General features: G+C 64.5%; 24 protein-coding genes. 16 read left to right on the top strand and 8 right to left on the bottom strand.

Going from position 1 to position 26,800, the window contains the following annotated elements; translation table 11 throughout:
* Positions 1 to 48: 48 nt before the first annotated feature.
* Positions 49 to 699 carry a GNAT family N-acetyltransferase gene (locus RR51_RS17285; protein ID WP_013972919.1) on the bottom strand — a complete coding sequence of 217 codons (651 nt, stop codon included), beginning with the start codon at positions 697 to 699 and terminating at the stop codon, positions 49 to 51.
* Positions 700 to 832: 133 nt separating this feature from the next.
* Here RR51_RS17285 and xthA point away from each other — a divergent pair, with 133 nt between their 5' ends.
* The gene (gene xthA, locus RR51_RS17280) at positions 833 to 1,645 is read left to right on the top strand and encodes an exodeoxyribonuclease III (RefSeq protein ID WP_013972920.1); all 813 of its coding nucleotides are present in this window, start codon (positions 833 to 835) and stop codon (positions 1,643 to 1,645) included.
* A 99-nt stretch (positions 1,646 to 1,744) separates the two neighbouring features.
* Here xthA and RR51_RS17275 read toward each other — a convergent pair whose 3' ends face one another.
* Positions 1,745 to 2,428 (bottom strand): TetR/AcrR family transcriptional regulator, encoded by a 684-nt coding sequence (locus RR51_RS17275; protein ID WP_015270640.1) that lies wholly within the window; start codon positions 2,426 to 2,428, stop codon positions 1,745 to 1,747.
* Positions 2,429 to 2,727: 299 nt separating this feature from the next.
* Here RR51_RS17275 and RR51_RS17270 point away from each other — a divergent pair, with 299 nt between their 5' ends.
* From RR51_RS17270 to RR51_RS17255, 4 genes are all read left to right on the top strand, one after another.
* Entirely contained in the window at positions 2,728 to 3,708 is a 981-nt protein-coding gene (locus RR51_RS17270) for an aliphatic sulfonate ABC transporter substrate-binding protein (RefSeq protein WP_039614223.1), read from the top strand.
* A gap of 16 nt (positions 3,709 to 3,724) precedes the next feature.
* Positions 3,725 to 5,116, top strand: coding sequence for an LLM class flavin-dependent oxidoreductase (locus tag RR51_RS17265; protein ID WP_039614222.1), 1,392 nt, complete (start codon positions 3,725 to 3,727; stop codon positions 5,114 to 5,116).
* Positions 5,117 to 5,222: 106 nt separating this feature from the next.
* Positions 5,223 to 6,059 (top strand): bifunctional allantoicase/(S)-ureidoglycine aminohydrolase, encoded by an 837-nt coding sequence (locus tag RR51_RS17260; protein WP_013972924.1) that lies wholly within the window; start codon positions 5,223 to 5,225, stop codon positions 6,057 to 6,059.
* 160 nt (positions 6,060 to 6,219) lie between these two features.
* Entirely contained in the window at positions 6,220 to 6,819 is a 600-nt protein-coding gene (locus RR51_RS17255; RefSeq protein ID WP_003257236.1) for an START domain-containing protein, read from the top strand.
* A 34-nt stretch (positions 6,820 to 6,853) separates the two neighbouring features.
* Here RR51_RS17255 and RR51_RS17250 read toward each other — a convergent pair whose 3' ends face one another.
* Both RR51_RS17250 and ggt read right to left on the bottom strand, forming a co-directional pair.
* Positions 6,854 to 7,735, bottom strand: coding sequence for a LysR substrate-binding domain-containing protein (locus RR51_RS17250; RefSeq protein WP_015270644.1), 882 nt, complete (start codon positions 7,733 to 7,735; stop codon positions 6,854 to 6,856).
* Between the two features lie 70 nt (positions 7,736 to 7,805).
* Positions 7,806 to 9,596: a gamma-glutamyltransferase gene (gene ggt / locus RR51_RS17245; protein WP_039614221.1), complete on the bottom strand. Its 1,791-nt coding sequence runs from the start codon at positions 9,594 to 9,596 to the stop codon at positions 7,806 to 7,808.
* 118 nt (positions 9,597 to 9,714) lie between these two features.
* Between ggt and RR51_RS17240 the strand changes: the two genes are divergently transcribed.
* Positions 9,715 to 10,365, top strand: coding sequence for an ankyrin repeat domain-containing protein (locus RR51_RS17240; protein WP_024087255.1), 651 nt, complete (start codon positions 9,715 to 9,717; stop codon positions 10,363 to 10,365).
* A 217-nt stretch (positions 10,366 to 10,582) separates the two neighbouring features.
* On the opposite strand, the gene pobA is transcribed toward RR51_RS17240, so the two are convergent.
* Entirely contained in the window at positions 10,583 to 11,770 is a 1,188-nt protein-coding gene (gene pobA, locus RR51_RS17235) for a 4-hydroxybenzoate 3-monooxygenase (RefSeq protein ID WP_039614220.1), read from the bottom strand.
* Between the two features lie 172 nt (positions 11,771 to 11,942).
* Between pobA and RR51_RS17230 the strand changes: the two genes are divergently transcribed.
* The 3 genes from RR51_RS17230 (at position 11,943) to RR51_RS17220 (ending at position 14,339) form a co-directional block, all read left to right on the top strand.
* Positions 11,943 to 12,821, top strand: a complete 879-nt coding sequence (locus RR51_RS17230) for a helix-turn-helix domain-containing protein (RefSeq protein ID WP_039614219.1) — start codon at positions 11,943 to 11,945, stop codon at positions 12,819 to 12,821.
* 200 nt (positions 12,822 to 13,021) lie between these two features.
* Positions 13,022 to 13,420 carry a MerR family transcriptional regulator gene (locus tag RR51_RS17225; protein WP_013972930.1) on the top strand — a complete coding sequence of 133 codons (399 nt, stop codon included), beginning with the start codon at positions 13,022 to 13,024 and terminating at the stop codon, positions 13,418 to 13,420.
* A 19-nt stretch (positions 13,421 to 13,439) separates the two neighbouring features.
* Entirely contained in the window at positions 13,440 to 14,339 is a 900-nt protein-coding gene (locus RR51_RS17220; protein ID WP_015270649.1) for a hydroxymethylglutaryl-CoA lyase, read from the top strand.
* 532 nt (positions 14,340 to 14,871) lie between these two features.
* Here the strand turns inward: RR51_RS17220 and RR51_RS17215 are convergent.
* A complete protein-coding gene (locus RR51_RS17215) occupies positions 14,872 to 15,390 on the bottom strand; it encodes an MgtC/SapB family protein (RefSeq protein WP_013972932.1) in 519 nt (172 codons plus the stop codon).
* Positions 15,391 to 15,640: 250 nt separating this feature from the next.
* Here RR51_RS17215 and RR51_RS17210 point away from each other — a divergent pair, with 250 nt between their 5' ends.
* From RR51_RS17210 to RR51_RS17190, 5 genes are all read left to right on the top strand, one after another.
* Entirely contained in the window at positions 15,641 to 15,880 is a 240-nt protein-coding gene (locus RR51_RS17210) for a DUF3203 family protein (RefSeq protein ID WP_013972933.1), read from the top strand.
* Positions 15,881 to 16,001: 121 nt separating this feature from the next.
* Entirely contained in the window at positions 16,002 to 17,405 is a 1,404-nt protein-coding gene (ccoG, locus tag RR51_RS17205; RefSeq protein ID WP_039614218.1) for a cytochrome c oxidase accessory protein CcoG, read from the top strand.
* Between the two features lie 50 nt (positions 17,406 to 17,455).
* Complete coding sequence (gene mapR, locus RR51_RS17200) at positions 17,456 to 18,865, top strand: GntR family transcriptional regulator MpaR (RefSeq protein WP_039614217.1); 1,410 nt, start codon at positions 17,456 to 17,458, stop codon at positions 18,863 to 18,865.
* A gap of 57 nt (positions 18,866 to 18,922) precedes the next feature.
* Positions 18,923 to 20,578, top strand: a complete 1,656-nt coding sequence (locus RR51_RS17195; protein WP_039614216.1) for a PAS domain-containing sensor histidine kinase — start codon at positions 18,923 to 18,925, stop codon at positions 20,576 to 20,578.
* 63 nt (positions 20,579 to 20,641) lie between these two features.
* Complete coding sequence (locus RR51_RS17190) at positions 20,642 to 22,336, top strand: response regulator (RefSeq protein ID WP_039614215.1); 1,695 nt, start codon at positions 20,642 to 20,644, stop codon at positions 22,334 to 22,336.
* A 9-nt stretch (positions 22,337 to 22,345) separates the two neighbouring features.
* On the opposite strand, the gene RR51_RS17185 is transcribed toward RR51_RS17190, so the two are convergent.
* Both RR51_RS17185 and RR51_RS17180 read right to left on the bottom strand, forming a co-directional pair.
* On the bottom strand, positions 22,346 to 23,092 hold the full coding sequence (locus tag RR51_RS17185) for an SDR family oxidoreductase (protein WP_039614214.1): 747 nt from the start codon (positions 23,090 to 23,092) through the stop codon (positions 22,346 to 22,348).
* Positions 23,093 to 23,168: 76 nt separating this feature from the next.
* A complete protein-coding gene (locus RR51_RS17180; RefSeq protein WP_013972939.1) occupies positions 23,169 to 24,185 on the bottom strand; it encodes an FAD:protein FMN transferase in 1,017 nt (338 codons plus the stop codon).
* Between the two features lie 250 nt (positions 24,186 to 24,435).
* On the opposite strand from RR51_RS17180, the gene rsxC reads away from it, so the two are divergent.
* Together rsxC and RR51_RS17170 are read left to right on the top strand one after the other, a co-directional pair.
* Positions 24,436 to 25,836 (top strand): electron transport complex subunit RsxC, encoded by a 1,401-nt coding sequence (rsxC, locus tag RR51_RS17175; RefSeq protein ID WP_039614213.1) that lies wholly within the window; start codon positions 24,436 to 24,438, stop codon positions 25,834 to 25,836.
* Positions 25,833 to 26,783 carry an RnfABCDGE type electron transport complex subunit D gene (locus tag RR51_RS17170; protein WP_039614212.1) on the top strand — a complete coding sequence of 317 codons (951 nt, stop codon included), beginning with the start codon at positions 25,833 to 25,835 and terminating at the stop codon, positions 26,781 to 26,783. The genes rsxC and RR51_RS17170 overlap by 4 nt, the downstream gene beginning before the upstream one ends.
* Positions 26,784 to 26,800: the final 17 nt, after the last annotated feature.

The raw sequence follows: 26,800 nt of genomic DNA, 5'->3' as shown, positions 1-26,800 counted from the left end.
CGCATGCTACCAGAGCCGGGCGCTCAAGGGAGCCGTCGCGCGGTCCGCTCAGGCAAAAGCAGAATTGGAAGAGACCGGGTTGGGATGGAAGAACACCCTCTCACGGATTGGTCCTACAGCCACCTCGCCAATTTCCTCATAGCCCTGGCGCTGGTAAAAGGCCAGGTAGTGCTCGTTGCCGGTGTCCAGCACCACTCCCTGCGTACCAGGGTCGTCTGCACACCAGTCATGCACAGCTTGTAACAATTGCTCGCCGTAGTGCTTGCCCTGGAACTGCGGGTGCACGCCCAGCAGCGGCAGCACATGCACCTCGTCGGTGGGCAGGCAGGTGGCCAGGGCGGCCTGGTAGTCCATGTAGCGGCGCGTACAGCGCAGGCCGGTGCCCATTATCATGCGCAGGCGCCAGGCCCAGCTGTCGGCCACGCCCAGCCGGCGCATCGGCGGCACGATCAGGGCCATGGCGATCAGGCGGTCTTCCACCAGCAGGCCGATGGCGGGCAGTTGCAGGTAGAAGTGCTGGCGTACCCACTCGCGCACCATCACCCGCAGACGCCGCTCGTAGCCTGGGCGCTGGGCCTCGAAGATATAGGCGAAGGTAGGTTCGTGACGGTAGGCGTTGTACAGAAGCGAACGCGCCTCACGGCTGTAGCCGTCATCGAGCAGGCAGACACGGGCCGGAGCGGCAGTGGTTTCGGGCATTGCGGGCAGTCCTCCTGGAATGGGCTCATGGGTGCCTTGGAAAGGACGTTAGCAGCAGGCTGCCGAAGCCGCCATGCTGGTGATGGCAAGCGATGTCGGCTAGCATCGCGCCTTTTACCGGGATCATCTTTCCATGAAGATCGTCTGTTTCAACATCAACGGCCTGCGGGCCCGCCCGCACCAGCTGGCGGCGCTGATCGAAAAGCACCAGCCGGACGTGATCGGCCTGCAGGAAACCAAGGTCAGCGACGATCAGTTCCCGCTGGCCGACGTGCAGGCGCTGGGCTACCACGTACATTACCACGGCCAGAAAGGCCACTATGGCGTGGCCCTGCTGTCCCGCCAGGCACCGCTGAGCCTGCACAAGGGTTTTGCCAGCGATGAGGAAGACGCTCAGCGCCGCTTCATCTGGGGCACCTTCGCCGATGCCGATGGCAACCCGATCACCATCATGAACGGCTATTTCCCTCAGGGTGAAAGCCGCGACCACCCCACCAAGTTCCCGGCCAAGCAGCGCTTCTACAGCGACCTGCAGGCGCTGCTGGAGGGCCAGTTCCGCAACGACCAGCCACTGCTGGTGATGGGCGACATGAATATCTCGCCGCAGGACTGCGACATCGGCATCGGCCCGGACAATGCCAAGCGCTGGCTCAAGACTGGCAAGTGCAGTTTCCTGCCGGAAGAGCGCGAGTGGATGGAGCGCTTGAAGGGCTGGGGCCTGGTGGACAGTTTCCGCCACCTTTACCCGGAAGTGGCCGACCGCTTCAGCTGGTTCGACTACCGCAGCCGCGGTTTCGAGGACGAGCCCAAGCGCGGCCTGCGCATCGACCTGATCATGGCCTCCCAGCACCTGGTGCCGCGGATCAAGGATGCAGGTGTGGACTACGAACTGCGCGGGATGGAAAAGCCGTCGGACCATGCGCCGATCTGGCTGGAATTGAGCTGATCGCCGGGGGCTGCTACGCGGCCCATCGCCGGCAAGCCAGTTCTTGCACCCGTGGGCTGGCTTGCCGGCAAAGGAGCCGGCCCAGCCACTGGAGAATTTTCAGGGGCGGTGCTCGGTCTGGATATACCGCAACACAGCATCACAGATCATGGCCTTGTGACGCAGCTTGACCTGCTCATCGGACAGGTCGATCTGGAAGATCTCGCCAAAGGTGTGGCGGTTCGAAACCCGGTAGAAGCAGAACGAGCTCATCAGCATGTGCAGGTCGATGACCTCGATGCCGGTGCGGAACACACCTTCCTGCACCCCACGGCGCAAGGTATTGCCCAGAGCCTCGAGCACCAGGCTGCTCATTTCGCGAATCGCCGGCGACTGCTTGACGTACTCGCCGTAGTGGATGTTTTCGGTGCAGATGATCCGCACGAAATCGACGTTGCGGTCGTGGTGATCGAAGGTGAACTCCACCAGCCGGCGGATCGCCTGCTCGGCCGGCAGCGACTCAAGGTCCAGGCTTTGCTCGGTCTTGCGGATGTCGCCGTACAGCTTGATCAGGCACTCGCAGTACAGCTGCTCCTTGCTGCCGAAGTAGTAGTAGATCATGCGCTTGGAGGTGGCGGTGCGCTCGGCGATGGCGTCGACGCGGGCACCGGCCAGACCTTGCTGGACGAACTCGTTGATGGCGGCCTGGAGGATGTCCTCGCGCGTTTTCTCGGGGTTGTTCTTGCGCGTCTTGCGCCCCCCTTCGGTTTCAGGCTGGCCGAGGCTGACTACGGAATCACTCATACCCACTCACAGGCTGTTTATTGGAATGAGGGGGATTATCCGCGAGCGCGGCCATGCAGGGAAGCGCGCTGTTGGTCGCAGAACAGGAACGTCGGAGTGCGAAGGCCCTCCACGCTCTCGTCATCGAATGGCCTGCCGGCAGCCTGGCAAGTGAATGTGAAATGGACCAGACGTGACAAAACAAAAGGATATAAAAATAACAAAACAATCTAACAAAAAGAGATATAAAAATTGAATGCCAAACGCCACCTCCCTAGTCTGGGCGCATCGCTTCCCTCCCCGTTCAAGGAGCAATGCCCATGCCCGCCCGTGCCTTTTCCCCCCTGCGCCGCCTGTTGATCGGCGGCTTGCTGGCCAGTGTCGCCAGTACCCTGTTGCCCTGGTCCCAAGCCCTTGCCGACGAGGCCAGGACCCTGCGCATCGGTTACCAGAAGTTCAACAGCATCAACATCCTCAAGGGCAGCGGTGCCCTGGAGAAGGCCCTGGCGCCGCAAGGCGTGAAAGTCAGCTGGCACGAGTTCGCCGCCGGCCCGCAGTTGCTCGAAGCCTTGAGCACCGGCGCCATCGACCTCGGCCATGCCGCCGACGCACCCTCGGTATTCGCCCAGGCCGCAGGCAAGCCGGTGGTGTACCTGGCCGCCGAGCAGCCCTACCCACGTGGCATCGGCCTGGTGGTACGTGAGCAGGACCACCTGGCCAGCGTGCAAGACCTCAAGGGCAAGCGGGTAGCCACCGGCCGCGGCTGGAACGCCCAGTACCTGCTGGCCGTTGCCCTGGAACAGGCCGGCCTCAGCTACCAGGACATAACCCCGGCCTACGTCAACAACGCCGCCGATGCCGTGGCTGCCCTGCAATCGGGCAGTGTCCAGGCCGTGACCCTGTGGGACCCGTTCCTCGCCGCGGCAGAAAGCCAGCCGGGCCTGAAGAACCTGCGCGACGGCAGCGGCCTGTCCAACAACCGCACCTTCTACCTGTCCACCGCCAGCTTCGCCGACCAGCATCGCGCCTTGCTGAAGACCTTCTTCGCAGAGCTGGCCAAGGTCAGCCAATGGGCCAACGCCAAGCCTGCGGAAGTCGCCGCACTGCTGGCCCCGCAACTCGGGATCAACGCCAACGTGCTGCAAGCGGCCAGCGAGCGGCGCAACTACAATGCCGTGGCCATCACCCCAGAGATCGTTGCCGAGCAACAAAAGCTGGCCGACACCTTCCAGGGCCTGGGCCTGATTCCCCGCAAGCTGCAGGTGGCCGACGCGGTCTACCCGGCTTCCGTATTGCCTTGAGCGGAGCGCGCCCACCATGCCCCGCCCGATTCGCTTCAACGCCTTCAGCATGAATGCCGCCAGCCACCAGTCCCCCGGCCTGTGGCGCCACCCGCGCAACACCAGCGTGGCCTTCAACCGCCTGGGCTACTGGACCGACCTGGCCCGCCTGCTCGAACGCGGCTTGTTCGATGCCCTGTTCATCGCCGATGTGCTGGGCATCTACGACGTCTACCAGGGCGGCCCCGAAGCCGCCCTGCGCGGTGGCGTGCAGGTGCCGGTCAACGACCCGCTGCTGCTGGTGCCGGCCATGGCCGGGGTTACCGAGCACCTGGGCTTCGGCGTCACCTTCTCGCTCACCTACGAACACCCCTACCCGTTCGCCCGGCGCATGTCGACGCTCGACCACCTGAGCAATGGCCGGGTCGGCTGGAACATCGTCACCGGCTACCTCGACAGCGCCGCGCGCAACCTGGGCCTGGCGCGCCAGCTGGGCCACGACCAGCGCTATGACCTGGCCGAGGAATACCTGCAGGTGCTGTACAAGCTATGGGAGAAAAGCTGGGACGACGATGCGGTGCTGCTGGAGCGTGACAGCGGGCGCTATATCGAACCCGCCCGGGTGCACCCCATCAACCATGTGGGCGAGCACTTCCAGGTGCCGGGCATGCACCTGTGCCAACCTTCGCCGCAACGCACGCCGGTGCTGTTCCAGGCCGGTGCTTCGGCACGCGGCCAGCAGTTCGCGGCGCGGCACGCCGAATGCGTGTTCATCAGCGGGCCGACGCCCACGGTACTGCGCCGCTACGCCGACGGCATCCGCCAGGCCAGCGAGGTGGCCGGGCGTGGCCGGGACGAGATGCTGATCTACGCCCAGGCGCTGTTGATCGTCGCCCCCACCCGGGAGGAGGCCGAAGCGCGCTTCGCCGAATACCGCCGTTATGTCGACCTGGACGCCGCCCTGGCACTGCTGTCGGGCTGGACCGGCATCGACTTTGCCGGCCTCGACCCCGATGCGCCCATCGAATACGTCGAGAACGATGCCGGCCGCGCAGCCCTGGCCGCCTTTACCGCCGCCGACCCGAACCGCCGCTGGACCGTGCGCGAGGCTGCCGAGTTCGTCGGCCTGGGCGGCCGTGGCCCGGTGCTGGTGGGGGCTGCCAGCGAGGTGGCCGACCAGCTGGAAAGCTGGCTGGACCAGACCGGCATCGATGGCTTCAACCTGACCTACGCAGTGCAACCAGACGACCTGGCAAATGTGGTCGAGCTGCTGGTGCCGGAGTTGCAACGCCGTGGCCGCTACCCGCTGAGTTATGCCGAAGGCACCTTGCGCCACAAGCTGTTCGGCCAGGGCGACCGCTTGCCGGAAGGGCACGTTGGCCGGCAGGTTCGCATTCAGCCGGCAAATACAGGGTATTCCAACATTTAATTTGTGGATGGCACGCACTCGACCCTATTCTGTCGCCACATCCCCTGCGCCGCACCGGCCGGTGCGGTTCACGGCATGGGGAGAGAACAACAAGTCGAGATCGTCCATGTCGAACCATTCGTACTTCGCCCCCCACGGTGGGCACCCGGCTCAGACCGAGCTGCTGACTGACCGTGCCATGTTCACCGAAGCCTATGCCGTCATCCCCAAGGGCGTGATGCGTGACATCGTCACCAGCCACCTGCCGTTCTGGGACAAGATGCGCATGTGGGTCATCGCCCGCCCGCTGACCGGTTTTGCCGAAACCTTCTCCCAGTACATCGTCGAAGTGGCCCCGGAAGGCGGCAGCGAACGCCCTGAGCTGGACCCGAACGCTGAAGCCGTGGTGTTCATCGTCGAAGGCGAACTGGACATCACCGTCGAAGGCAAGCACCACACCCTGGTACCGGGCGGCTACGCCTTCCTGGCCCCGGGCGCCGAGTGGAGCCTGCGCAACAACAGCAAGTCCAACGTCACCTTCCACTGGCTGCGCAAGCACTACCAGAAGGTCGAAGGCCTGGACGTTCCCGAGTCGTTCGTCACCCACCGTGACAACGCCACCGTCATCGAGATGCCGGGCACCGAAGGCCGCTGGGTCACCACCCGCTTCGTCGACATGGCCGACATGCGCCACGACATGCACGTGAACATCGTCACCTTCCAGCCGGGCGGCGTGATCCCGTTCGCCGAGACCCACGTGATGGAACACGGCCTGTACGTGCTGGAAGGCAAGGCGGTGTACCGCCTGAACCAGGACTGGGTCGAAGTGGAAGCCGGCGACTTCATGTGGCTGCGCGCCTTCTGCCCGCAAGCCTGCTACGCCGGTGGCCCAGGCAAGTTCAGCTACCTGCTGTACAAGGACGTGAACCGTCATGTGCACCTGACGCTCAACCCTAAGCGTTGATGCATTGGGGGCGCTCTGCGCCCCTTTCGCGACACAAGGCCGCTCCCACAAAAGTACGGTGTACCCCGAACCCTGTGGCAGCGGCCTTGTGTCGCGAAAGGGCTGCAAGGCAGCCCCAGTAGCCGCATACTGAAAATCCTGCCCCCGTGCGGTACCAGCCATGAACCGCTGCCTGCTGCTCACCGCCCTGCTGTTCTGCACCCCCGCCCCAGCCGCCGATGACTGGAACCTGGCCTACGACCGCGAAGGCATCCGCGTTTACCTGAGCGCCGCCCCCGACTCGCCCTACCAGCAATTCCGTGGTGTCAGCACCATGAAAGCCAGCGTTCGCACGCTCACCGACCTGCAGGAGAACCTGCGGGTGGCCTGCAAGTGGCTGTACGCCTGCGCCGAGATGCGCTTGCTGGATGTGCAGGGCGAAAACACCTGGGTGTACCTGACCACCAACCTGCCGTGGCCGACGATGCCGCGGGACATCGTGCTGAAGGTCACCACCGAACGCCTGGACGACGGCACGCTGCTGCGCCACCTGAGCGCCGAGCCAGACAGGATCCCCAAGGTAGATGGGCTGATCCGTGTGCAGCAGCTCAACGGCGAGTGGCGGATGAAACCGCTGGGTGAGCGCAGGACCGAGGTGACTTACCAGCTGCAAGCCGACCCTGCCGGGGATGTGCCGGGGTGGCTGGCCAACCGGTTTGTGGTGGATGCGCCAGTGGTGACGTTGCGGACCCTGCGAGCGGTGGCCGAGCGCCAGCCCTAGAGGGTATTGAAAACCTGCACCGGCCTCAACCCTGTCAGATCCCGCCACCCGCAAGCAATTGCGTCATCACCTCGGCCAGCGCCTTGACCATCACATCCGCCGTCGGCCGGTGGACGATGACGATTTCATAGCTGTCGACCTCAGGTAGCCCCTGCTCCGCACCGAGCACCCGATGCTCGCCGGTCGCCGCCCGTGGCGGCAGCAGGCTGATGCCCATACCATCGGCGACCGCTGCCTGGATGCCGCTGAGGCTGGAACTGGTGAAGCTGATGCGCCAACGCCGGCCCATGCCTTCGATGGCGGTAATCATGTCGTCGCGGTACAGGCCGCGGGGCGGGAAAGTCACCAGCGGGATCGGGTCCAGTTCGAAGGCGGGCGTACGCGCGCTGTCGATCCACTGCAGGCGCTCGGGCCAGCAGGCCACGCCTTCGCGGCTGTTGCGCCGCTGCTTGAGCAACACCAGGTCGAGCTCACCGTTGTCGTAGGCCTGGCTGAGGTCGCGGCACAGGCCGCTGGTCACTTCCAGCTTCACCTGCGGGTGCAGCCGGCTGAACGCCGACAGCGCATTGGTGGTACGCCCGCCCACGAAGTCCTCGGGCACGCCAAGGCGCACGGTCATGCCAACCATCGCCCCGGCCAAGGCTTCGAGCATCTGGTCGTTGAGGGCCAGCATGTGCCGGGCATAGCCGAGCAGGGTCTGCCCGGCGTCGGTCGGCAGCACGTCGCGATTGCCACGCACCAGCAGACGGTGGCCAACCATATCCTCCAGGCGGCGCACCTTCTGGCTGATGGTCGATTGGGTGGAGTGCAGGCGCGCAGCAGCCGTGGTGAAGCTGCCGCAATCGGCCACCACGACAATGGCACGCAACAGGTCGAGGTCGAACAAGGCCCTATTCGATTTCACGCTGATGGACATCTTGGTATTCAACTTTTGAATGGCAAGACTGACTTCTATCACGCCACCTGCTGCACCGCAACGCGCACCGCTAGTCGCCGACTGCCACGCCTTCGCGCCGAGGGTCGGCACCACCCGACCAACCCTCGCCACTGCGCTGGATGATCTGCATGCCACTGGTCATGATCATCGGCGTCACCTCATGCCCCCAGGCTGCCAACTGCCGGATCAGTGCCGGGCTGGCCAAACCCGCCTCTACTTCGGTGCCGGCATTGCGGCTGCCGAAGTTGGGCAGGCCGGCGGCCTGCTGCGGGTCGAGTTGCCAATCCAGCAGGCCGATCAGCGCCTTGTTCACGTAGCCGATGATCTGCGAGCCGCCGGGCGAGCCCAGGCTGGCCACCAGCTCGCCGGAAGCTTGCGAGAACACCAGGGTCGGCGCCATGGCCGACAGCGGCCGCTTGCCCGGTTGCACCCGGTTGGCCACGGGCTTGCCTTGTTCCCGGGGGATGAACGAGAAGTCGGTCAGGTGGTTGTTGAGCAAGAAGCCCTTGACCATCAGGTGCGAGCCGAACGCTGCTTCCACCGAAGTGGTCATGGCCAGGGCCTGGCCGCGGTCATCCACCGCGCTGAGGTGCGAGGTGGAAATGCGCAGCGGCGAGCGGTCAGGCGCCAGGGCCAGGTCGGCCCCCTGCGGCTGGCCCGGGCGGGCGCGTTTCATGCTGTACTCGCCGACCTGCGCCGCGCGGCTGGCCAGGTATGTGGAGTCGGTCAGGGCCTTGAGCGGCACCGGCACGTAATCGCTGTCGGCCAGGTACTGGGCGCGGTCGGCATAGGCCAGGCGCTCGGCCTCGGCAACCAGATGCACGGCCAGCGGCGGGGCTTCCAGCCCGGCAACGGTCGAAGTGCGCAGCGGCCGCATGGCGGCAAGGTCGCGCTGTGGCGAAGCCCGCTGCAGTGCCTCCAAGATGCCCAGGGTCTGCAGCACCGTCACCCCGCCCGACGATGGCGGTGGCATGCCACAGATGCGCCAGGCCTTGTAGGGGCCACACAGCGGCTCGCGCACCTTGGCTCGGTACTGCTGCATATCCTGCAGCGACAGGTAGCCGGCATTGGCATGGCTGCGCACCTTGGCGACGATGGCTTCGGCGATCTCGCCGCTGTAGAACACCTCGGGGCCCTGCTCGGCAATCTGCTCGAAGGTTTGCGCAAGCTCGGGGTTGCGCAAGGTAGTGCCCACCGCCAGTGGCTTGCCCTGTTCATCCAGGAAGTAGCGGGCCATGGCGGGTGAGCGGGCAATGAACGGGTCGCCCGCCACCAGGGTGTGAAGGCGTTCGGAAACCGCGAAACCGTTGCGCGCCAGCGCAATGGCCGGGGCGAACAGGTCGCGCCAGGGCAGCTTGCCGTGCTGCTCATGGGCCAGCTTCAGGGCACGCAGAACCCCTGGTACGCCCACCGAACGCCCGCCGATCTGCGCCGTCCTGAATGGCATCGGTGAACCATCGGCTTGCAGGAACAGGGTTTCCGTCACCGTCGCCGGGGCTGCCTCGCGGCCATCGAAGGCCTGCACGCGCTGGCCGTCCCAGTAGAGGATGAACGCCCCGCCGCCAATGCCGCTGGATTGCGGTTCGACCAGGGTCAGCACCATCTGCATGGCGATGGCCGCGTCGATGGCGCTGCCACCGGCACGCAGCATCGCCCGCCCCGCTTCGCTGGCCAGCGGGTTGGCAGCTGCGGCCATGTGCCGGCTGGCATGCACCGGCTGCAGGCCAGTGCGGTAGCCGGAGGCCAGTTCCGGTGGTGCGGGCAGCACCTGGTCGGCACAGGCCCAGCCACTGGCAACTACCAGGCACAAGGCGCCCATCAGGGGGGTGGAGAATGTCATCGTTGTGCTTCCTGCCATTACCTATTCAGCAAGGCACTGTCTGTCATGCGCAAACTTAACTTCAAGCCCTGGCGTGTTTTTTCTAGGATGCGGGCAGGTCATCGAGGAGCCTGCCCCCATGCGTTCACTACTTGCTGCGATGCTGTTCGCCCTGTGCACCAGCCTTGCCGCCCACGCCGAGAGCACTGCCATGGACAACCGCCTGCACAACGCTGCCCGTCACGATGATGTGCGCACCCTGCAACAACTTCTGGCACAAGGTGCGCAGCTGGAGAGCCGTGACGATCAAGGGCGCACTGCCCTGCTGGTGGCTACCCATGGCAACCAGGTTGCGGCCGCGAAAGCGCTGATCGAAGCCGGTGCCGATGTGAATGCCAAGGACAACATCGACGACAGCCCGTACCTGTATGCCGGGGCGCGTGGCCTGAACGACATCCTGCGGCTGACCTTGAGCCACGGTGCCGACCTCAAGAGCACCAACCGGTATGGAGGCACTGCGCTGATACCCGCCGCCGAACGCGGGCATGTCGAGACCGTGCAGTTGCTGATCGATGCCGGGGTGGACGTGAACCATCTCAACCGCCTGCACTGGACTGCGCTGCTGGAGGCGGTGATCCTCGGTGACGGCGGGCCGCGGCATGTTGAGATCGTGCGCCGGCTACTGGCGGCCGGGGCGGATCGGCAGATTGCCGACAAGGACGGGGTGACCGCGCTGGAGCATGCGCGGCAGCGGGGGTATCGGGAGATGGAGGCGTTACTGGCTCGCTAGCCAATGCTGGCTTTCGAATGCCGGGGCTGCTTTGCAGCCCAATCGCGACGCAAGGCCGCTCCCACATGTAATCGCTTGCCTCACAGGCGCTGCTGTACCTGTGGGAGCGGCCTTGTGTCGCGAAAGGGCCGCAAAGCGGCCCCAGCAATTTTGCAGGAATGCGAAGACCCTGGGGGCGCTTCGCACCCCTTTCGCGACACAAGGCCGCTCCTACAGGTCAGGCCACTTCTTCGAACGGCAGCCCTACATAGTTCTCGGCAATGTTCACCAGCCCCGCCGGCGAGGTCAGGAAGTACTCGCGGTCGGCTTCCTGCATCTTCTGGTCCCAGGCGTCCTTGTGGCTGCCGAAGTCATGCAGCAGTTGGGTCATGAACCAGCTGAAGCGCTCGCCTTTCCACACCCGGCGCAGGGCCAGCGGCGAATACTGCTGCAACAGGTCGGTGCGCCCTTCGCGGTACACCTTGACCAGGATCCGGTACAGGTAGTTGACATCCGATGCCGCCAGGTTCAGGCCCTTGGCGCCGGTCGGCGGGACGATATGTGCGGCGTCACCGACCAGGAACAGGTGGCCATACTGCATCGGCTCGACTACCAGGCTGCGCAGCGGCGCGATGCTCTTTTCCAGGGCCGGGCCGGTGACCAGGCGCGCAGCCACATCTTCGGGCAAGCGTGCCTTCAGCTCCGCCCAGAAGCGCTCGTCGGGCCACGCCTCCACCTGCTCGTCCAGCGGCACCTGCAGGTAGTAGCGGCTACGGGTGTGCGAACGCTGGCTGCACAGCACGAAACCGCGTTCGTGGTGGGCGTAGATCAGTTCGTGGTTGACCGGTGGCGTATCTGACAGCATGCCCAGCCAGCCAAACGGGTAGACCCGCTCGTACTGCTTGAGGATGCCCTCGGGGATGCTTTGCCGCGAGACACCGTGGAAGCCGTCACAACCGGCAATGTAGTCGCAGTCCACCCGGTGCACCTGGCCGTCTTTTTCATAGGTCAGGTAGGGCCGTTCGCCCTTGAGTTCGTGCGGCTGGACATTGCTTGCCGAATAGATGATCGGCGCACCGCTGGCTTCACGTGCCTGCATCAGGTCACGGGTGACTTCGGTCTGGCCGTATACCATCACCGTCTTGCCACCGGTCAGGGCCTTGAGGTCCAGGCGTTGGCGGCGCCCGCCGACCAGCAGTTCGACACCCTCGTGTACCAGGCCTTCACGGTCCATGCGCTCGGCCACACCGGCTTCACGCAGCAGGTCGACCGTGCCTTGCTCCAGCACCCCGGCACGGATGCGGCCAAGCACGTATTCGGGCGTCTGGCGTTCGACGATGACGGTATCGATACCGGCCTTGTGCAGCAGTTGGCCCAGCAGCAGGCCAGACGGACCTGCACCAATAATTGCGACCTGAGTTTTCATTGTTGTTGTCTCTGTGCGGACGATGCCGGCCCTGGACTGGCAGTGGGGCGGCATCTGCTGTTAGGGTTTGCCCTTGCATTTTTACTGGCAAAAACAGCCATTGAAGTGTGATATCCCATGCATAAGCTGCACTTTTACAAAAAACGTTCGATTAACGGACAGGCCTGCCCGCATGAAATCCACCCTCCCCGGCGTCCCCTTGTTCAAGCTGTACGGCGAAAACCAGGCCTGGCCCGGCACCGACCTGCTGCACTGCGAGTCGATCCCGGCGCGTAGCCGTTTGCATCACTGGGAAATCAAGCCGCACCAGCACGCCGAGCTGTTCCAGTTGCTGTATGTGCAACGCGGCCGGGCCGAGGTGGAGATCGAGGGGGTGCGCAGCGCCATCAGCGAAGCGGCAATCCAGGTGGTACCGCCGATGACCGTGCACGGGTTTCGCTTCAGCGCCGATATCCAGGGGCATGTGCTGACCTTTGGCACGGCACTGGTGGCCAACCTGGAGCAGCGCCTGGGCGCGCCGCTGGCGGTACTGGCGAAGGCGGCGTGTTACCCGCTTGGCCGGGACCGGGTGCATCTGCGCAGCCTGATCGAGACCCTGCAGCAGGAGTACCAGGGCAACGCCCCGGCGCGGGCAGCCTTGCTCGAAGCACTGGTGACGGCGCTGATGGTGTGGATCAGCCGCCGCCAGCAGCTGGTACAGGCACCGCGCAACCGCGATGAACGTGACCGCCACTTGCTGGGGCAGTACCTGCGCCTGGTCGAGGCGCATTACCGTGAGCACCTGTCGGTGGAGGATTTTGCCGCGCGGTTGAATATTCCGAGTTTGCAGTTGAACCAGCTGTGCCGGGCACTGAGTGGGCAGACCGCGCTGCAGGTGGTGCACCAGCGGTTGCTGCTGGAGGCTCGGCGCAACCTGATTTATACGCGGATGAGCATCGGGCAGTTGTCGGATAGCCTGGGGTTTACCGACCCGACGTATTTTGCCCGGTGGTTCAAGCGGTTGACTGGGCAGACGCCGAATGGGTATCGCAGGTCGGGGTTGTCTGAGTAATTTTTTCGCCTGTGCCGGCCTCTTCGCGGGCTTGCCCGCTCCCACAGGGACGGCGGTGCCCTCAAGGCCAATGCAATACCTGTGGGAGCGGGCAAGCCCGCGAAGAGGCCGGTTCAGGCAACACACATTCCGCGCCTCTTGCTTGACGTATACGTAAACCTGCCCTCAGGATACCCGCATACCCCACGCCGAGCCCCAGCATGAGCACCCAGACCTACAGCATTTCCGACCTGTCCCGCGAACTGGACATCACCACCCGCGCCATCCGCTTCTATGAGGAACAGGGCCTGCTGAGCCCCGAGCGCCGTGGCCTGGAGCGTATCTATTCGGCGCGTGACAAAGTCAGTTTGAAACTCATCCTGCGCGGCAAGCGCATCGGCTTTTCGCTGGCCGAATGCCGCGAGCTGATCGAGCTGTACGACCCCTCCAGCGGCAACCTCAAGCAGCTCAACAGCATGCTGGCGAAAATCGCCGAGCGCCGCGCCCAGCTGGAACAGCAGATGCTCGACATCCACCAGATGCAGCTGGAGCTGGACACCGCCCAGGAGCGCTGCGAACAAGCCCTGGCCGCCACCCTGAACAACAAAGACAACCGCTGAACGCCACAGGAAACCCGCCATGTCCTTGCCCAAACACGTCCGCCTGGTCGAAGTAGGCCCCCGCGACGGCCTGCAGAACGAAGCCCAGCCCATCAGCGTCGCCGACAAGGTGCGCCTGGTGGACGACCTCACCGAAGCGGGCCTGGCCTATATCGAAGTGGGCAGTTTCGTCTCGCCCAAGTGGGTGCCGCAAATGGCCGGCTCCGCCGAAGTGTTCGCCGGCATCCACCAGCGCCCGGGTGTCACCTATGCGGCGCTTGCCCCCAACCTGCGCGGTTTCGAGGACGCCCTGGCCGCCGGCGTGAAGGAAGTGGCGGTGTTCGCCGCCGCCTCCGAAGCATTCTCGCAACGCAACATCAATTGCTCGATCAGCGACAGCCTCAAGCGCTTCGAGCCGATCATGGAAGCCGCGCGCAACCATGGTGTGCGCGTGCGCGGCTATGTGTCGTGCGTGCTCGGCTGCCCCTATGAAGGCAAGGTCAGCGCCGAGCAGGTCGCCCCGGTGGCCCGTGCCCTGCACGACATGGGCTGCTACGAGGTATCGCTGGGTGACACCATCGGCACCGGTACCGCCGGCGAGACCCGGCGCCTGTTCGAGGTGGTCGCGGCACAGGTACCGCGCGAGCAACTGGCCGGGCACTTCCACGATACCTATGGCCAGGCCCTGGCCAACGTGTATGCCAGCCTGCTCGAAGGCATCAGCGTGTTCGACAGCTCGGTGGCCGGGCTGGGCGGCTGCCCCTACGCCAAAGGCGCTACCGGCAATATCGCCAGTGAAGACGTGGTGTACCTGCTGCAAGGGCTGGGCATTGAAACCGGCATCGACCTGGACCGACTGATCGCCGCCGGCCGCCGCATCAGCAGCGTGCTGGGCCGCGACAACGGGTCGCGGGTAGCGCGGGCGCGCAGCGCGCAATAGGTCATACAGGTGTCACATTGGTGTGGGTGGAGTGTTACCGCCCCCACGTTTTGCAGCAAAAAATCGGGTAACAGGGAAACAAATCGGCAGAATTTCAGGCCGGTCGATTTCGACTGAAATCGACAAGTGCTTGATTTTAAAGGGTTTTCAAAAGTTGGCACGCACCCTGCTATATCTCTGGTACAACAACAAAAAAAATGTGACACCCAATAAAAACAACAGGTAACGGCTCTGACATAACAAGAACAACACGGCAGAGGCGTAGCAAGCAGATTTTTTTGGAGTCGACACGCTTTTCAGGGGTACGCCCCGCGGTCTGGCACAGAACAATAAAACTACCTCCAGGTAGCGGCAGCCAGGTTCGGATCAGCAATGATGAAAGCAGGTCAGCGCTCAAAAAAATACGTTTGCTCTTGACCCCGCATGGGGGTCGCCCGCAACACCAGGACAGGCTGACAAAAACAAAAACAGGCCGGTCCCAATAATAAAAAAAGAGCAGGCAACAACGCTTTGAGGGGAGCTTCGGCTCCCCTCAGTGCTTCCTGCCCTCTTCCTCCTCCTGCTTTCCCTCATCCTGCCCTTCGAGCTTGTCCACCAGCAACGGCATCGTGCCCAGCACCAGCAGGGCCAGTATCGTGCTGATCAACGCCGTGGCTTCGCGGCCCATGCCGGCTGCCGTACCGATGGCGGCGGTCATCCACAACCCGGCGGCAGTGGTCAGCCCCTTCACATGGCTGGCGTCCTGGCCGTTGCCCTTGAGAATGGTGCCGGCACCCAGAAAACCGATACCGGCGACAATGCCCTGGATAACGCGACTCAGCGCTTGCTCGTCGGCCCCGGCCATGCTCGGTGCCAGCACGAACAGCGCGGCGCCCAGCGAAACCAGCATATGCGTACGCACCCCGGCGGCCTTGCCCTTGTGCTCGCGCTCGAAGCCCAGCACAGCGCCAAGCAGGGCTGCCATCAGCAGGCGTACGAGGATTTGCGTGACCTCGCGCTCGTCAGTGATATCGGCGAATTCGGCCTGAATTGCTTGCCAGATGAGGTCCATTGCTTTCTTCCCATGCTGAGCATTGTGTTGTCAGGCCCGGCCTCTTCGCGGGTAAACCCGCTCCCACAGGGTTTGCACAGGTTTCAATGCAGTGCAGTACCTGTAGGAGCGGGTTTACCCGCGAAGAGGCCGGGCCTGCCATCTGCAAGGGTTGACCTCCGGGTAAATGACAAAGTGCCGCTCAGCTTCCGGATGCAGCAACCCGCCCCGCCCTGTGGTCCACCCCTGTAACCCCCAGGAGGACCACTCCATGCCCATTGAAATCGACGAAACCACCCGCCGCTGCACCCTGATCGCCGAAGACCTGCGCATCGAGGGTGATGGCCCGTCCATCGAAATCGTCACCGACGAACAGCTGCGCATGTCCGTCGCCCTGCTCGCCGGCCAGCGTGTGCCCATCACCGAAGCCGAGGCCGATGCACTGACCGTGGCGGGTGCGGTGGATAGCCGCAGGCATCTGAAGGCCAGCACGCCAGGCTCGGTAATCTGAGGCCTGGCGGGGCCTGCCGGGAAATCTGATACGGTTTTTATCGCAAAATCTGAGCCTGTGCTGATAACAGCCTCAGGGCCATAGTGCTCATGCCTGATCGAGGCCTGATGAGCACCGAGCCATGAACGATAGAATCCCTTTCACAGAGATCGCCACCGCCCCAGCCAGCCCCCAGCCACGCCGCGCCGACAATGGCATCCATACCCGCAGCTTCACCGGGCTGTACCGCAACCTGCGCATCGGCTTCGCCGGCGCCCTGTTCGTGCTGTTCTTCGGCACCGCCTGGCTGAACTGGAACGGCCGCCAGGCCGTGCTGTGGGACCTGGGCAACAGCAAATTCCACATCTTCGGCGCCACCTTCTGGCCGCAGGACTTCATCCTGCTGTCGGCGCTGCTGATCATCTGCGCCTTCGGCCTGTTCGCCATCACCGTGTATGCCGGCCGCGTGTGGTGCGGCTACAGCTGCCCGCAAAGCACCTGGACCTGGCTGTTCATGTGGTGCGAAAAGGTCACCGAGGGCGACCGCAACCAGCGCATCAAACTGGCCGCCGCGCCCTGGAGCCTGAACAAACTGGCCCGGCGCACGCTGAAGCACAGCCTGTGGCTGGCCATTGGCGTGCTCACCGGGCTGACCTTCGTCGGCTACTTCACCCCGATCCGCCCACTGGCCGCGGAACTGTTCACCTTGCAACTGGGCGGCGTGGCGCTGTTCTGGGTGCTGTTCTTTACCGCCGCCACCTACATCAATGCCGGCCTGCTGCGCGAAGCGGTGTGCCTGCACATGTGCCCTTATGCACGCTTCCAGAGCGTGATGTTCGACAAGGACACCCTGGCGGTCGCCTATGACCCGCGTCGCGGCGAAGCCCGTGGCCCGCGCAAGAAAGGCAGCGACCTCCGCGCCCAGGGCCTGGGCGACTGCATCGACTGCACCTTGTGCGTGCAGGTGTGCCCCACCGGCATCGATATCCGCGACGGCCTGCAAATGGCGTGCATCGGTTGTGCGGCGTGCATTGATGCCTGTGACGGGGTAATGGACAAGATGGGCTACGCCCGTGGCCTGATCGGCTACAAGTCCGAACGCAGCCTGCAAGGTGGCACCACCCATTGGCTGCGCCCGCGCCTGCTGGGCTACGCCGCCGCGCTTGGGGTGATGATCGCGGCACTGGTGGTGGCCTTGCAGCTGCGCCCGATGGTGTCGCTGGACGTGATCAAGGACCGCGGCCTGTTCCGCGAGAATGCCCAGGGCCAGATCGAGAACATCTACCTGCTTAAGGTCATCAACAAGACCGAAAGCACCCGGCACTATGAGCTGCGCCTGCTGGACGCCGACGGCTTCAGCCTGCAGGGCAAGACCTCATTCGTGATCCCGGCCGGTGAAATGAGTGAACTGCCGGTGTCGGTGGCGATGCTCGCCGAGCGCCCGGCCAGCAGCTCGCAGACGCTGAGCTTCGAAATCAGCGAGCGCGACGACCCCGCCATCCGCAGCGTGGCCCACAGCCGCTTCGTCGCGCCGATGAACCGTTGATCCCTTACACTGATTCCACCTTGCCTGCCAGGCTTCGACAGAAGGCCAGAATGAAACGCTACGAACGCTTTGCCGACGACATCGCCGAACTGATCCGCTCCGGGGTGCTGGGCCCCGGCCAGCGCGTGCCCTCGGTGCGCTATGCCAGCCAGACCCACGGGGTCAGCCCGTCCACCGTGTTCCAGGCCTACTACCTGCTGGAGCGGCGCGGGCTGATCCGTGCCCGGCCGCGCTCGGGCTATTTCGTCAATGCCCACGCCCCGCGCCAGTTCAGCGAGCCGCAGGCATTGCAGCCGGTCAGCGAGTCCACCGATGTCGACGTCAGCGCGCTGGTGTTCTCGATCCTCGACTCGATCAAGGACCCCAACACCGTGCCGTTCGGCTCGGCCTTCCCCAGCCCCGAGCTGTTTCCGCTGCAACGCCTGTCGCGCTCGCTGGCCAGCGCAAGCCGCAGCATGGACCCGCGCATGGTGGTGACCGACTTGTCACCGGGCAACCCGCAGCTGCGCAGGCAGATTGCCCTGCGCTACATGGTTGGCGGGCTGATGCTGCCGATGGAGGAGTTGCTGATCACCAACGGCGCGCTGGAAGCCTTGAACCTGTGCCTGCAGGCCGTCACCCAGCCCGGTGACCTGGTGGCCATCGAAGCCCCCGCCTTCTATGCCTGCCTGCAGGTACTGGAGCGTCTCAAGCTCAAGGCCGTGGAAATTCCTGTGCACCCGCGCGAAGGCATGGACCTGGGCGTGCTGGCGCAGACGCTGGAAAAGCATCCGGTCAAGGCCGTGTGGTGCATGACCAACTTCCAGAACCCGGTGGGCGCCAGCATGCCGGAGGCGAAAAAGCAGGCACTGGTGGAGCTGCTGGCGCGTCATCAGGTGCCATTGATCGAAGACGACGTGTACGCCGAACTGTACTACGCGCAACAGGCACCCAAACCGGCCAAGGCCTTCGACACCCAGGGGCTGGTGATGCACTGCGGCTCGTTCGCCAAGAGCCTGGCACCTGGCTACCGCATCGGCTGGGTGGCAGCCGGGCGCTTTGCACAGAAGATCGAGCGGCTCAAGCTGATGACCTCGCTGTGCGCCTCGATGCCGGCCCAGGCGGCCATCGCCGACTACCTGCAGCACGGCGGCTACGACCGCCACCTGCGCAAGCTGCGCTATGCCCTGGAAGGCCAGCAGGCCAACATGCTGGCGGCCATCGCCCGGCACTTTCCGGCGCAGGCGCGGGTCAGCCAACCGTCCGGCGGCTACTTCCTGTGGCTGGAGCTGCCCGAACAGATGGACGCCCTCAAGCTGTTCCACATGGCCTTGGCCCAAGGCATCAGCATCGCCCCCGGGCCGATCTTCTCGCCCACCCGGCGCTTCGGCAACTGCATCCGCCTGAACTACGGCAGCCCCTGGCATGAGGATGCCGAACGGGCCATGGAAACCCTGGGGCGGATCATCCGCTCGTTCTGATGACTGGCGCCCCGGCAGGCGGCTATAGTTGCTTGATCCGCTCACCGGGCCCTCGCCATGCAAGCAGACTCGCTCCCGTCATTGGCACAACTGCAAGCGCGTGTCGCAGAACTGGAAGCTCGCCTGGCAGAGCGCGACGACACCGCACAGGCCCACATCCAGCTACTGGGCGAACTGCTCGACAACAGCCTGGCCAACGTGTTTGCCGCCGACAGCCAGATGCGCCTGGTCGCGATCAACCGCACGGCCCGGGAAACCTTCGAGCATTACCGGGGCTTCGTGCCGCAGATCGGCGATTACGTGCCACAAATTCTGCTCAACCAGCCTGACATCATGGGCCGCCTGGCACCGGTGTGGCCACGCGTGCTGGCCGGCGAAGCCTTCATCGACACTATCTCACTCGGCCCCTCCGACGCCCCCCGCCATTACGAAATCCGCTATCACCCATTGCTCGATGCGCAACAGCAAGTCCAGGGCGGGTACCTGTTCGCCTATGACATCACCGAGCGCATGGCCGAACAGGAACGCCTGCGCCAGGCCGAAGAGGCCCTGCGCCAGTCGCAGAAAATGGAGGCGGTCGGCCAGTTGACCGGCGGCATCGCCCACGACTTCAACAACTTGCTGGGTAGCCTGCTTGGCGCGCTGGAGCTTGCAGAGCAGCGCCTGGGCGAGCAACGCCTTGCCGACACCGCCCGCATGCTCGGGCTCGGCCGCAGCAACGCAATGCGCGCCGCAGCCCTGGTGCAGCGGTTGCTGGCCTTTTCGCGCCAACAGACGCTGATGCCACAAGCGGTGGATGTGCAACGCCTGGTCGCCGACATGCATGACCTGATCCGCAGCTCGACCGGCCCGCACATTGACTACCAGGACCGGACGCGGGCCGCGCAATGGTCGATCCGCATCGACCCGCAACAGCTGGAGAACACCCTGCTCAACCTGTGCATCAATGCCCGTGACGCCATGCCGCTGGGCGGCACCTTGCGCATCGGTTGTGAAAACGCCGATCTCGCAGCGGCCGAGGCCAAGCGCCTGGACCTGCCGACGGGGCACTATCTGCACATTCGTGTCGAGGACACCGGCGTGGGCATGCCCAGTGAGGTGCTGCAACACGCTTTCGAGCCCTTCTTCACCACCAAGCCGCTGGGCCAGGGCACTGGCTTGGGATTGTCCATGGCCTATGGCTTTGTTCGCCAGTCCGGGGGGCAGTTGCTGATCGACAGCGTCACCGGGCAGGGCACTTGCGTTCACCTGTACCTGCCCCGTGACCAGAGCGCTTGCGCAACCGGCCACGGCGAGCCAGCCACATCCGCCACCGCGACGGTGCAGCCGCGGATGCACCGGATCATGCTGGTGGCGGACCAACCGGCCCTGCGCCTCGTACTGGTCGAAGTGCTGACGGAACTGGGCTATCAGGTGCAGGCTTTCGAGAGTGGCCACCGGGCTCTGGAATCGTTGCAGAAAGGGCCGCCACCGGACCTGCTGATCACCGATGTCGGCCTGCCTGGGCGACTCGACGGTTACCAGCTTGCAGAGGCCTGCCAGGACCTTGTGGCGGATGCCCCGGTATTGCTGATTACCGGCTACGAGACTGCCGAAACGGTGCACTGTACCCGGCCCGGCAGGCGCACCGAACTGCTGCACAAACCCCTCGACCTGAACACCCTCGGCGAACGGATCGAGCGCCTGTTGGGCATTGCGTCACACCCGCGTTGACTGGCTATTCGCCTGTTGCCGAACACGCTAAAGTCTGGGCTTCATCCACTGTCGGACGTCGGCATGCCCTCCCGCGACCTGCTTTCACTGCGCCAACAAGTCGAAGCCCTGCAGCAACAGAACGCGCTGCTGGAAGCCCGCCTGGCAAGCCATCAGCAACACGATCAGGACTTCTACCGCTCGCTCTTCGACACCATGGACGAAGGGTTCTGCATCATCGAGTTCTTCGACGGCCCGCACGGCCCACTGAGCGACTATGTGCATGTGCTGGCCAATGCGGCCTATGCCAAGCACGCCGGCATCCCCAACGTGGTCGGGCAGAAACTGCGCGAGATGGTGCCCGATGAGGCCGACGATTGGGTCGCCCGTTATGGCGCGGTGCTGCGCACGGGCGAGCCGCTGCATTTCGAGCAGGAACTGGTCGCGACCGGCCATGTGTTGTCGGTGACCACCTTCCGCGTAGAGCCTGCCGAAAAGCGCCAGGTGGCGGTACTGTTCAAGGACGTCACTGCACGCCGACGGGCAGAGCAGGCCCTGCAGCGCCTGAACGAGGAACTGGAACAACGGGTGAATGCGGCACTGGCAGAACAGGCCAAGGCCGAGGAAGCCCTGCGCCAGGCACAGAAGATGGAAGCGGTCGGCCAGCTCAGTGGCGGCATCGCCCACGACTTCAACAACCTGCTGGGCGGCATCCTCAGTGCCCAGGAGCTGATGCGCCAGCGCCTGGAGCAATCCCGTTTCGACGCCCTGGAGCCATTGCTGAAGCTGTCCAACGGCTCGGCGCAGCGGGCCTCTTCGCTGGTACACCGGCTGCTGGCATTTTCCCGTCAGCAGACCCTGCAGCCCTGCTCTACGCAGGTGGCCACGCTGGTGGGCGGCATGGAAGAGCTGCTGCGCCGCACCATCGACCCCTCCATCACCCTGACCAGCCAATTCCCCTGCCAGCTGTGGCCGACCTTCATCGACCCGCCGCAACTGGAAAGCGCCCTGCTCAACGTGTGCCTCAATGCCCGCGATGCCATGCCTGCCGGCGGCGTGATCGATATCCTCGGTGACAACCTGCTGCTCGACGACCAGCAAGCCCGTGCACTGGAACTGCCAGCTGGCGAATACGTACGGCTGAGCATCAGCGACAACGGCAATGGCATGTCGGCGGAGGTGGCCGAGCGCGCCGTCGACCCGTTCTTCACCACCAAGCCCATGGGCCAGGGCACTGGGCTGGGCTTGTCGATGACCTATGGTTTCGTGCGCCAGTCGGGCGGGCAGCTACGGGTGTTGTCGACACCTGGCGAAGGCACCCGCATCGAGCTGCTGCTTCCCCGCCACCACCAGCACCCCGAAGCCCCGGCACCCAGGCCACTGCGCACACTGCTGGAAAAAAGCAGCGGCGCCACGCAGCGTATCCTGCTGGTCGAAGACCAGGCCGCCTTGCGCGTGGTCGTCTGCGAGGTGCTGGAAGAACTGGGTTATCGGGTCGATGCATTCGAGAACGGCCCGGCTGCCCTCGCCCATCTGCAAGCTGGCGAGCGGCCAGACCTGCTGTTGAGCGATATCGGCCTGCCCGGCGGCCTGAATGGCCGCCAGTTGGCTGAACGTTGCCGCGAGCGCCACCCCGACCTCAGGGTGCTGTTCATCACTGGCTACGACGAAAGCGCGGCGCTCAGTGACGGCCAGTTGCTGCAAGGCACTGAGGTGCTGACCAAGCCGTTCGAGCTGGCAGTGCTGGCCGAACGGGTACGCACGCTGCTGGAGGATTGACCGGCGCGTTCAGCGCCCGCCGCCCAGCTCGATGAAGCTGCCGGTGGAGTACGAGGCTTTGTCCGAGAGCAGCCAGAGGATGGCCTCGGCCACTTCCTCGGGGCGCCCGCCGCGGCCCATGGGCAAGCCGGGCTCGAGCTTGCTGACCCGGTCGGGGTCGCCCGACAGCGCGTGGAACCCGGTATGGATGTAGCCTGGCCGCACACCATTTACCCGCACGCCCTCGCCTGCCACTTCCTTTGCCAGGCCAATGGTGAAGGTGTCGAGGGCGCCCTTGGAAGCGGCATAGTCCACGTATTCGTTGGGCGAGCCCAGGCGGGCGGCCACCGACGACACGTTGACGATGGCCCCGCCCTGCCCGCCGTACCGGCGTGCCATGCGCTTCAGTGCGTGCTTGGCGCAGAGCATGGGGCCGACGACGTTGGTCTTCATGACCTTGAGCAGGCGGAACTCGGACATGTCCTCGACCCGGCTTTGCTGGCCAATGGTGCCTGCGTTGTTGACCAGCGCGGTGACCGGGCCGAGTTCTTCGTCAACGCGCTGGAACAGCTGGATGACCTCATCCTCGACACTGGCGTCGGCGCGCACGGTGATGGCCTTGGCGCCCAAGGCTCGGACCTGGCCGAGGATGTCCTCGGCGGCCTGGTCGTCGGCGTGGTAGTTGATGCAGATGCGGTAGCCCTGACGGGCGGCCAGCAGCGCCGTGGCGGCGCCGATGCCGCGGCTGGCACCGGTGATGACTATGACTTGCTCCATGGGTCTGCCAATCGTTTGGAAAGGGAGCATCGACAATAGGGGAAAAGGCAGCGCGTGGGAATGACCTTTCCTTCTGCTACTGCGTGGGTTTGCCTTGCCCGGGAAACAACGTCTCGAACCGCGGCGTCGCCCGCGCAACGAAACCCAGCCCCTGGTGCATGATGAAGTAGGCAGCGATTTCATTCCGCTCGGCGAAGGCATAGCCTTCCTCCGGGCCCAGCACCATCAACAGTGTGTCCAGGGCATCGGCACGCAACACCGAAGGGTCGACCACCGACACTGCCGCCAGCGCGTGCTTGACCGGCCTGCCGACACGGGGATCGAAGGTGTGCGAATAACGCTGGCCACCTTCCTCGAAATAGTTGCGGTAATCGCCAGCGGTGGCAACGCCGTAGCCATCCAGGGCGATGGCGCGCTCCACTTGCTGTTCGCCCCCACCACTCGGTACCTCGAGGGCGATGCGCCAGGGCGAGCCATCCGGCTTGCGGCCGACGCCCTTGAGTTCACCGGTGATCTCGACCAGATAGGCCTGGATACCCAGGGCCGCAAGCCTGTCGCCCACCCGATCCACTGCATAACCGGCGAGCATGCTGTCGAAATCCAGCTGCGCCGCCACATCCTTGCACAGCTTTTCTCCATCCAGGTGCAAGTGCTGCAGCCCTACCCGTGCCTGCTCCCGTGCCAGCGTGCTGGCGTCCGGCACCTGCCTACCGCGTGACTGCGGGCCGAAGCCCCAGAGGTTCATCAAGGGCAAAACCGTCAGGTCGAAAGCCCCGCCACTCTCGCGGAACAGAGAAACACCGTACGCCAGCAATTGCTGCATCTCTTGCGGCACTGCCTGACAGGCGCCGGCCGGCAGGTTGTTGAAGCGGGAAACCACGGAATCGCCGCGCCAGTTGGAGAACTGCTTGTCGAGGGCCTGAAGAACAAGCTCGACTTCGGCCTTTACTTGCCGCGAATCGGGCGTCTGTGCAGTGGGTACGTACTGGATCGAATACGTACTCCCCATGGTCGGCCCGCCAAAGCGTTCAATCCTGTCGCCGCAGCCATACAGCAATGTCACCAGCATCACCAGCAGGCTTGCGCGCATCATTGGACACCTCGCAGACTCTGGCCGCCCGTTCGCGGCGCAGGCTATTTCACCAGAGTTGCGAGATGGCAATTGGCCTACCGTTCATCAGCAAACCTGGTCAAAAACCGAACAAACTCCTCGTCGAACACTCTGATCTGCGCGGGTGATCATTCATCCCCCTCCCTTTCCGCTTAACGTCCCGGAAGCAATAAAACAACCATGTGCATAAGCGCACAGGGGCGTTCTTTGCCCAAAAATTGGAGGACATTACATGTCTAGCCATTCGTTGCAGAGCGTCGAACGCCTGCAGAGCCGCATCCGCGCCCAGCGTCAGCCGCAACAGAAACCTTTCTGGCGCCGTCTGCTGGCCATCGCCTCATCCTCTCAGCGTAGTTGGCACGGAGGGATCGAGCTCAGGGGATACAAGGAACTATCCAACGCTACGCCGGTTGCCCCGGTCGTGGTCGGTAAAATCCAGCTGGCGATTCCCCTCGGGCGGGGTCGGCGGTTTGTCCAGCCTTGCGTGCAGCCGGGGCAGCATGTGCGCAAGGGCGAAGTGATCGGTATTGGCGACAACACCACCGCTTGGGTGCATGCCAGTACCTCCGGCATCGTGGACCGGATCGATCACGTCTTCGCGGCCGACTCGGCCGAGCCAGTCATGGCCGTCATCCTGAACGCAGATGGCCTGGATGAGTGGTTCGAACGCCCGGCACCGGGCCTGCCGCAAACGCCAGAGGCGCTGGTCGAGCGCGCATTGCAGATGGGCATAGTCGGCCTTGGTGGTGCGGGTTTCCCCACGGCCCTCAAGCTGGCCGACGCACAACAGCCCGACCTGCTGCTGATCAACGGTGCCGAATGCGAGCCCTTCCTTACCTGCGATGACCGCCTCATGCGTGAGAATGCCGAAGCGTTGATCGAGGCCGCCGACTATGTCGCCGCGCTGCTGGGAATAACGGCAACCCGTTTCGGCATCGAAACCAACAAACCGGAGGCGATGGCCACGTTACGTGCCGCCGCACGCCAGGCGCGCACCCAGGTCAAGATTTGTCCACTTCCGGAGCGTTACCCAGCAGGTGGGCAGCCGTTGATGATCAAGAGCCTCAGTGGCCGCAACCTGGCCCCGGGGAGCCGCCCCGCCGATATCGGCGTCCTCGCCCTGAATGTCGCAACGCTCTACGCGCTGGGCCGGGCCGTCTTCCAGGACGAACCACTGACCAGCCGCGTGCTGACGCTGACAGGTGACTGCGAGCGCCCCGGCAATGTGCGGGTGCCGGTGGGTTACCCGGTCAGCGAACTGCGCGCGATTGCTGGCGCGTCCCCCACAGGGCAACTGACCCAAGTCGGTGGCCCGATGATGGGGCAGCCGCTACCGGACGCCAACGCCTTCGTCAGCAAGACCAGCAGTTGCCTGATTTTCGGCGCCGAGCGCTACCTGCCGGCTGCTCGCCCCGCCAGCAGTTGCATTCGCTGCACGCGCTGCGTGGATGTCTGCCCGATGTCGCTGCGGCCGCTGGACCTCTACGCTGCCGCCGAGCGCCTGGACAAGACCAGCCTGCAGGAACTGCGCCTGGATGCCTGCATCGAATGCGGCAGCTGCAGCAGCATCTGCCCAAGCAATATCCCGCTACGCGAACGCTTCCGCCAAAGCAAGACGGAGGTCCGCGCATGAGCCTGATACGCCACCCCATCCCGCAACGGCTGCGCACGGTGATGCTGCTGGTCGTCCTGTGCCTGCTGCCGGGCACCGTCCTGTATGCCTGGCAATTCGGCGTCGTGGTCTGGTTGCAGGTGTTCTGGTGCGTGCTGTTCGCCCTGGGCTTCGAAGCCGCCCTGCTGCGCCTGCGCGGGCATGACGTACGCAAGGGTTTGAGCGACTTCAGCTGGCTGGTGCTGGGCCTGATACTGGCTCGGGCATTGCCGCTGATGGTGCCGTTGTGGTTGATCGCCCTGGCCAGTTTTGCTGCTCTGGCACTATGCAAGCACGCCAGTGGAGGCCTTGGTCGCAACCGTCTCAACCCTGCCATGGTTGGCCTGGGGGTCGTTGCCATCTGCTTCTATCAGCAGCTGTACCCCGCGCCATCGAACCATGCCCCCTGGACCGCAACCCTGGACGCCAAGGCGGTTCTGCTCCAACAACTACAGTTGGTGCCACGCCTGGAGCTCGATGCGTTCGCCGGCGCCACTCAACTGGCGCAGAACGAGTTCACCCATGTTACCCACAATCTGTCGGGGTTCGGCTACATTGCCGGCGGTTTGCTGCTGGCTTCGCTGCGGGTGATCCGCATCGAGATTCCGCTGGCGATGATCGCGAGCACAGTATTGCTGTGCATGGCTGCCGGCCACAGCCTGCAGGAAGCCGTTTACAACCTCAGCCTCGGCGGCTATCTCTTCACCGCCTTCTTCATCGCCACCGATCCGGTCACCAGCCCCGATACCCGCGCCGGTCGCATCCTCTTCGGCGTGACCGTCGGCACGCTGACCGAGCTGATTCGCGAGTTCGGGCTTTACGCCGATGGCCTCTGCTTCGCCGTGCTGGCCGGCAACCTGCTGGTGCCGCAAATCGACCGGTTGGTGCTGCGCATGCAGCGGCCCTGGTACGCAGCAGCGAGTGCCTGACATGGCATTTGGCAAAG

The sequence above is a fragment of the Pseudomonas sp. C5pp genome (assembly GCF_000814065.1).
GTDB lineage: Bacteria > Pseudomonadota > Gammaproteobacteria > Pseudomonadales > Pseudomonadaceae > Aquipseudomonas > Aquipseudomonas asiatica.
Note: the sequence above shows the minus strand (reverse complement) of the source record. Positions and strands in the feature narration are given on the sequence as shown.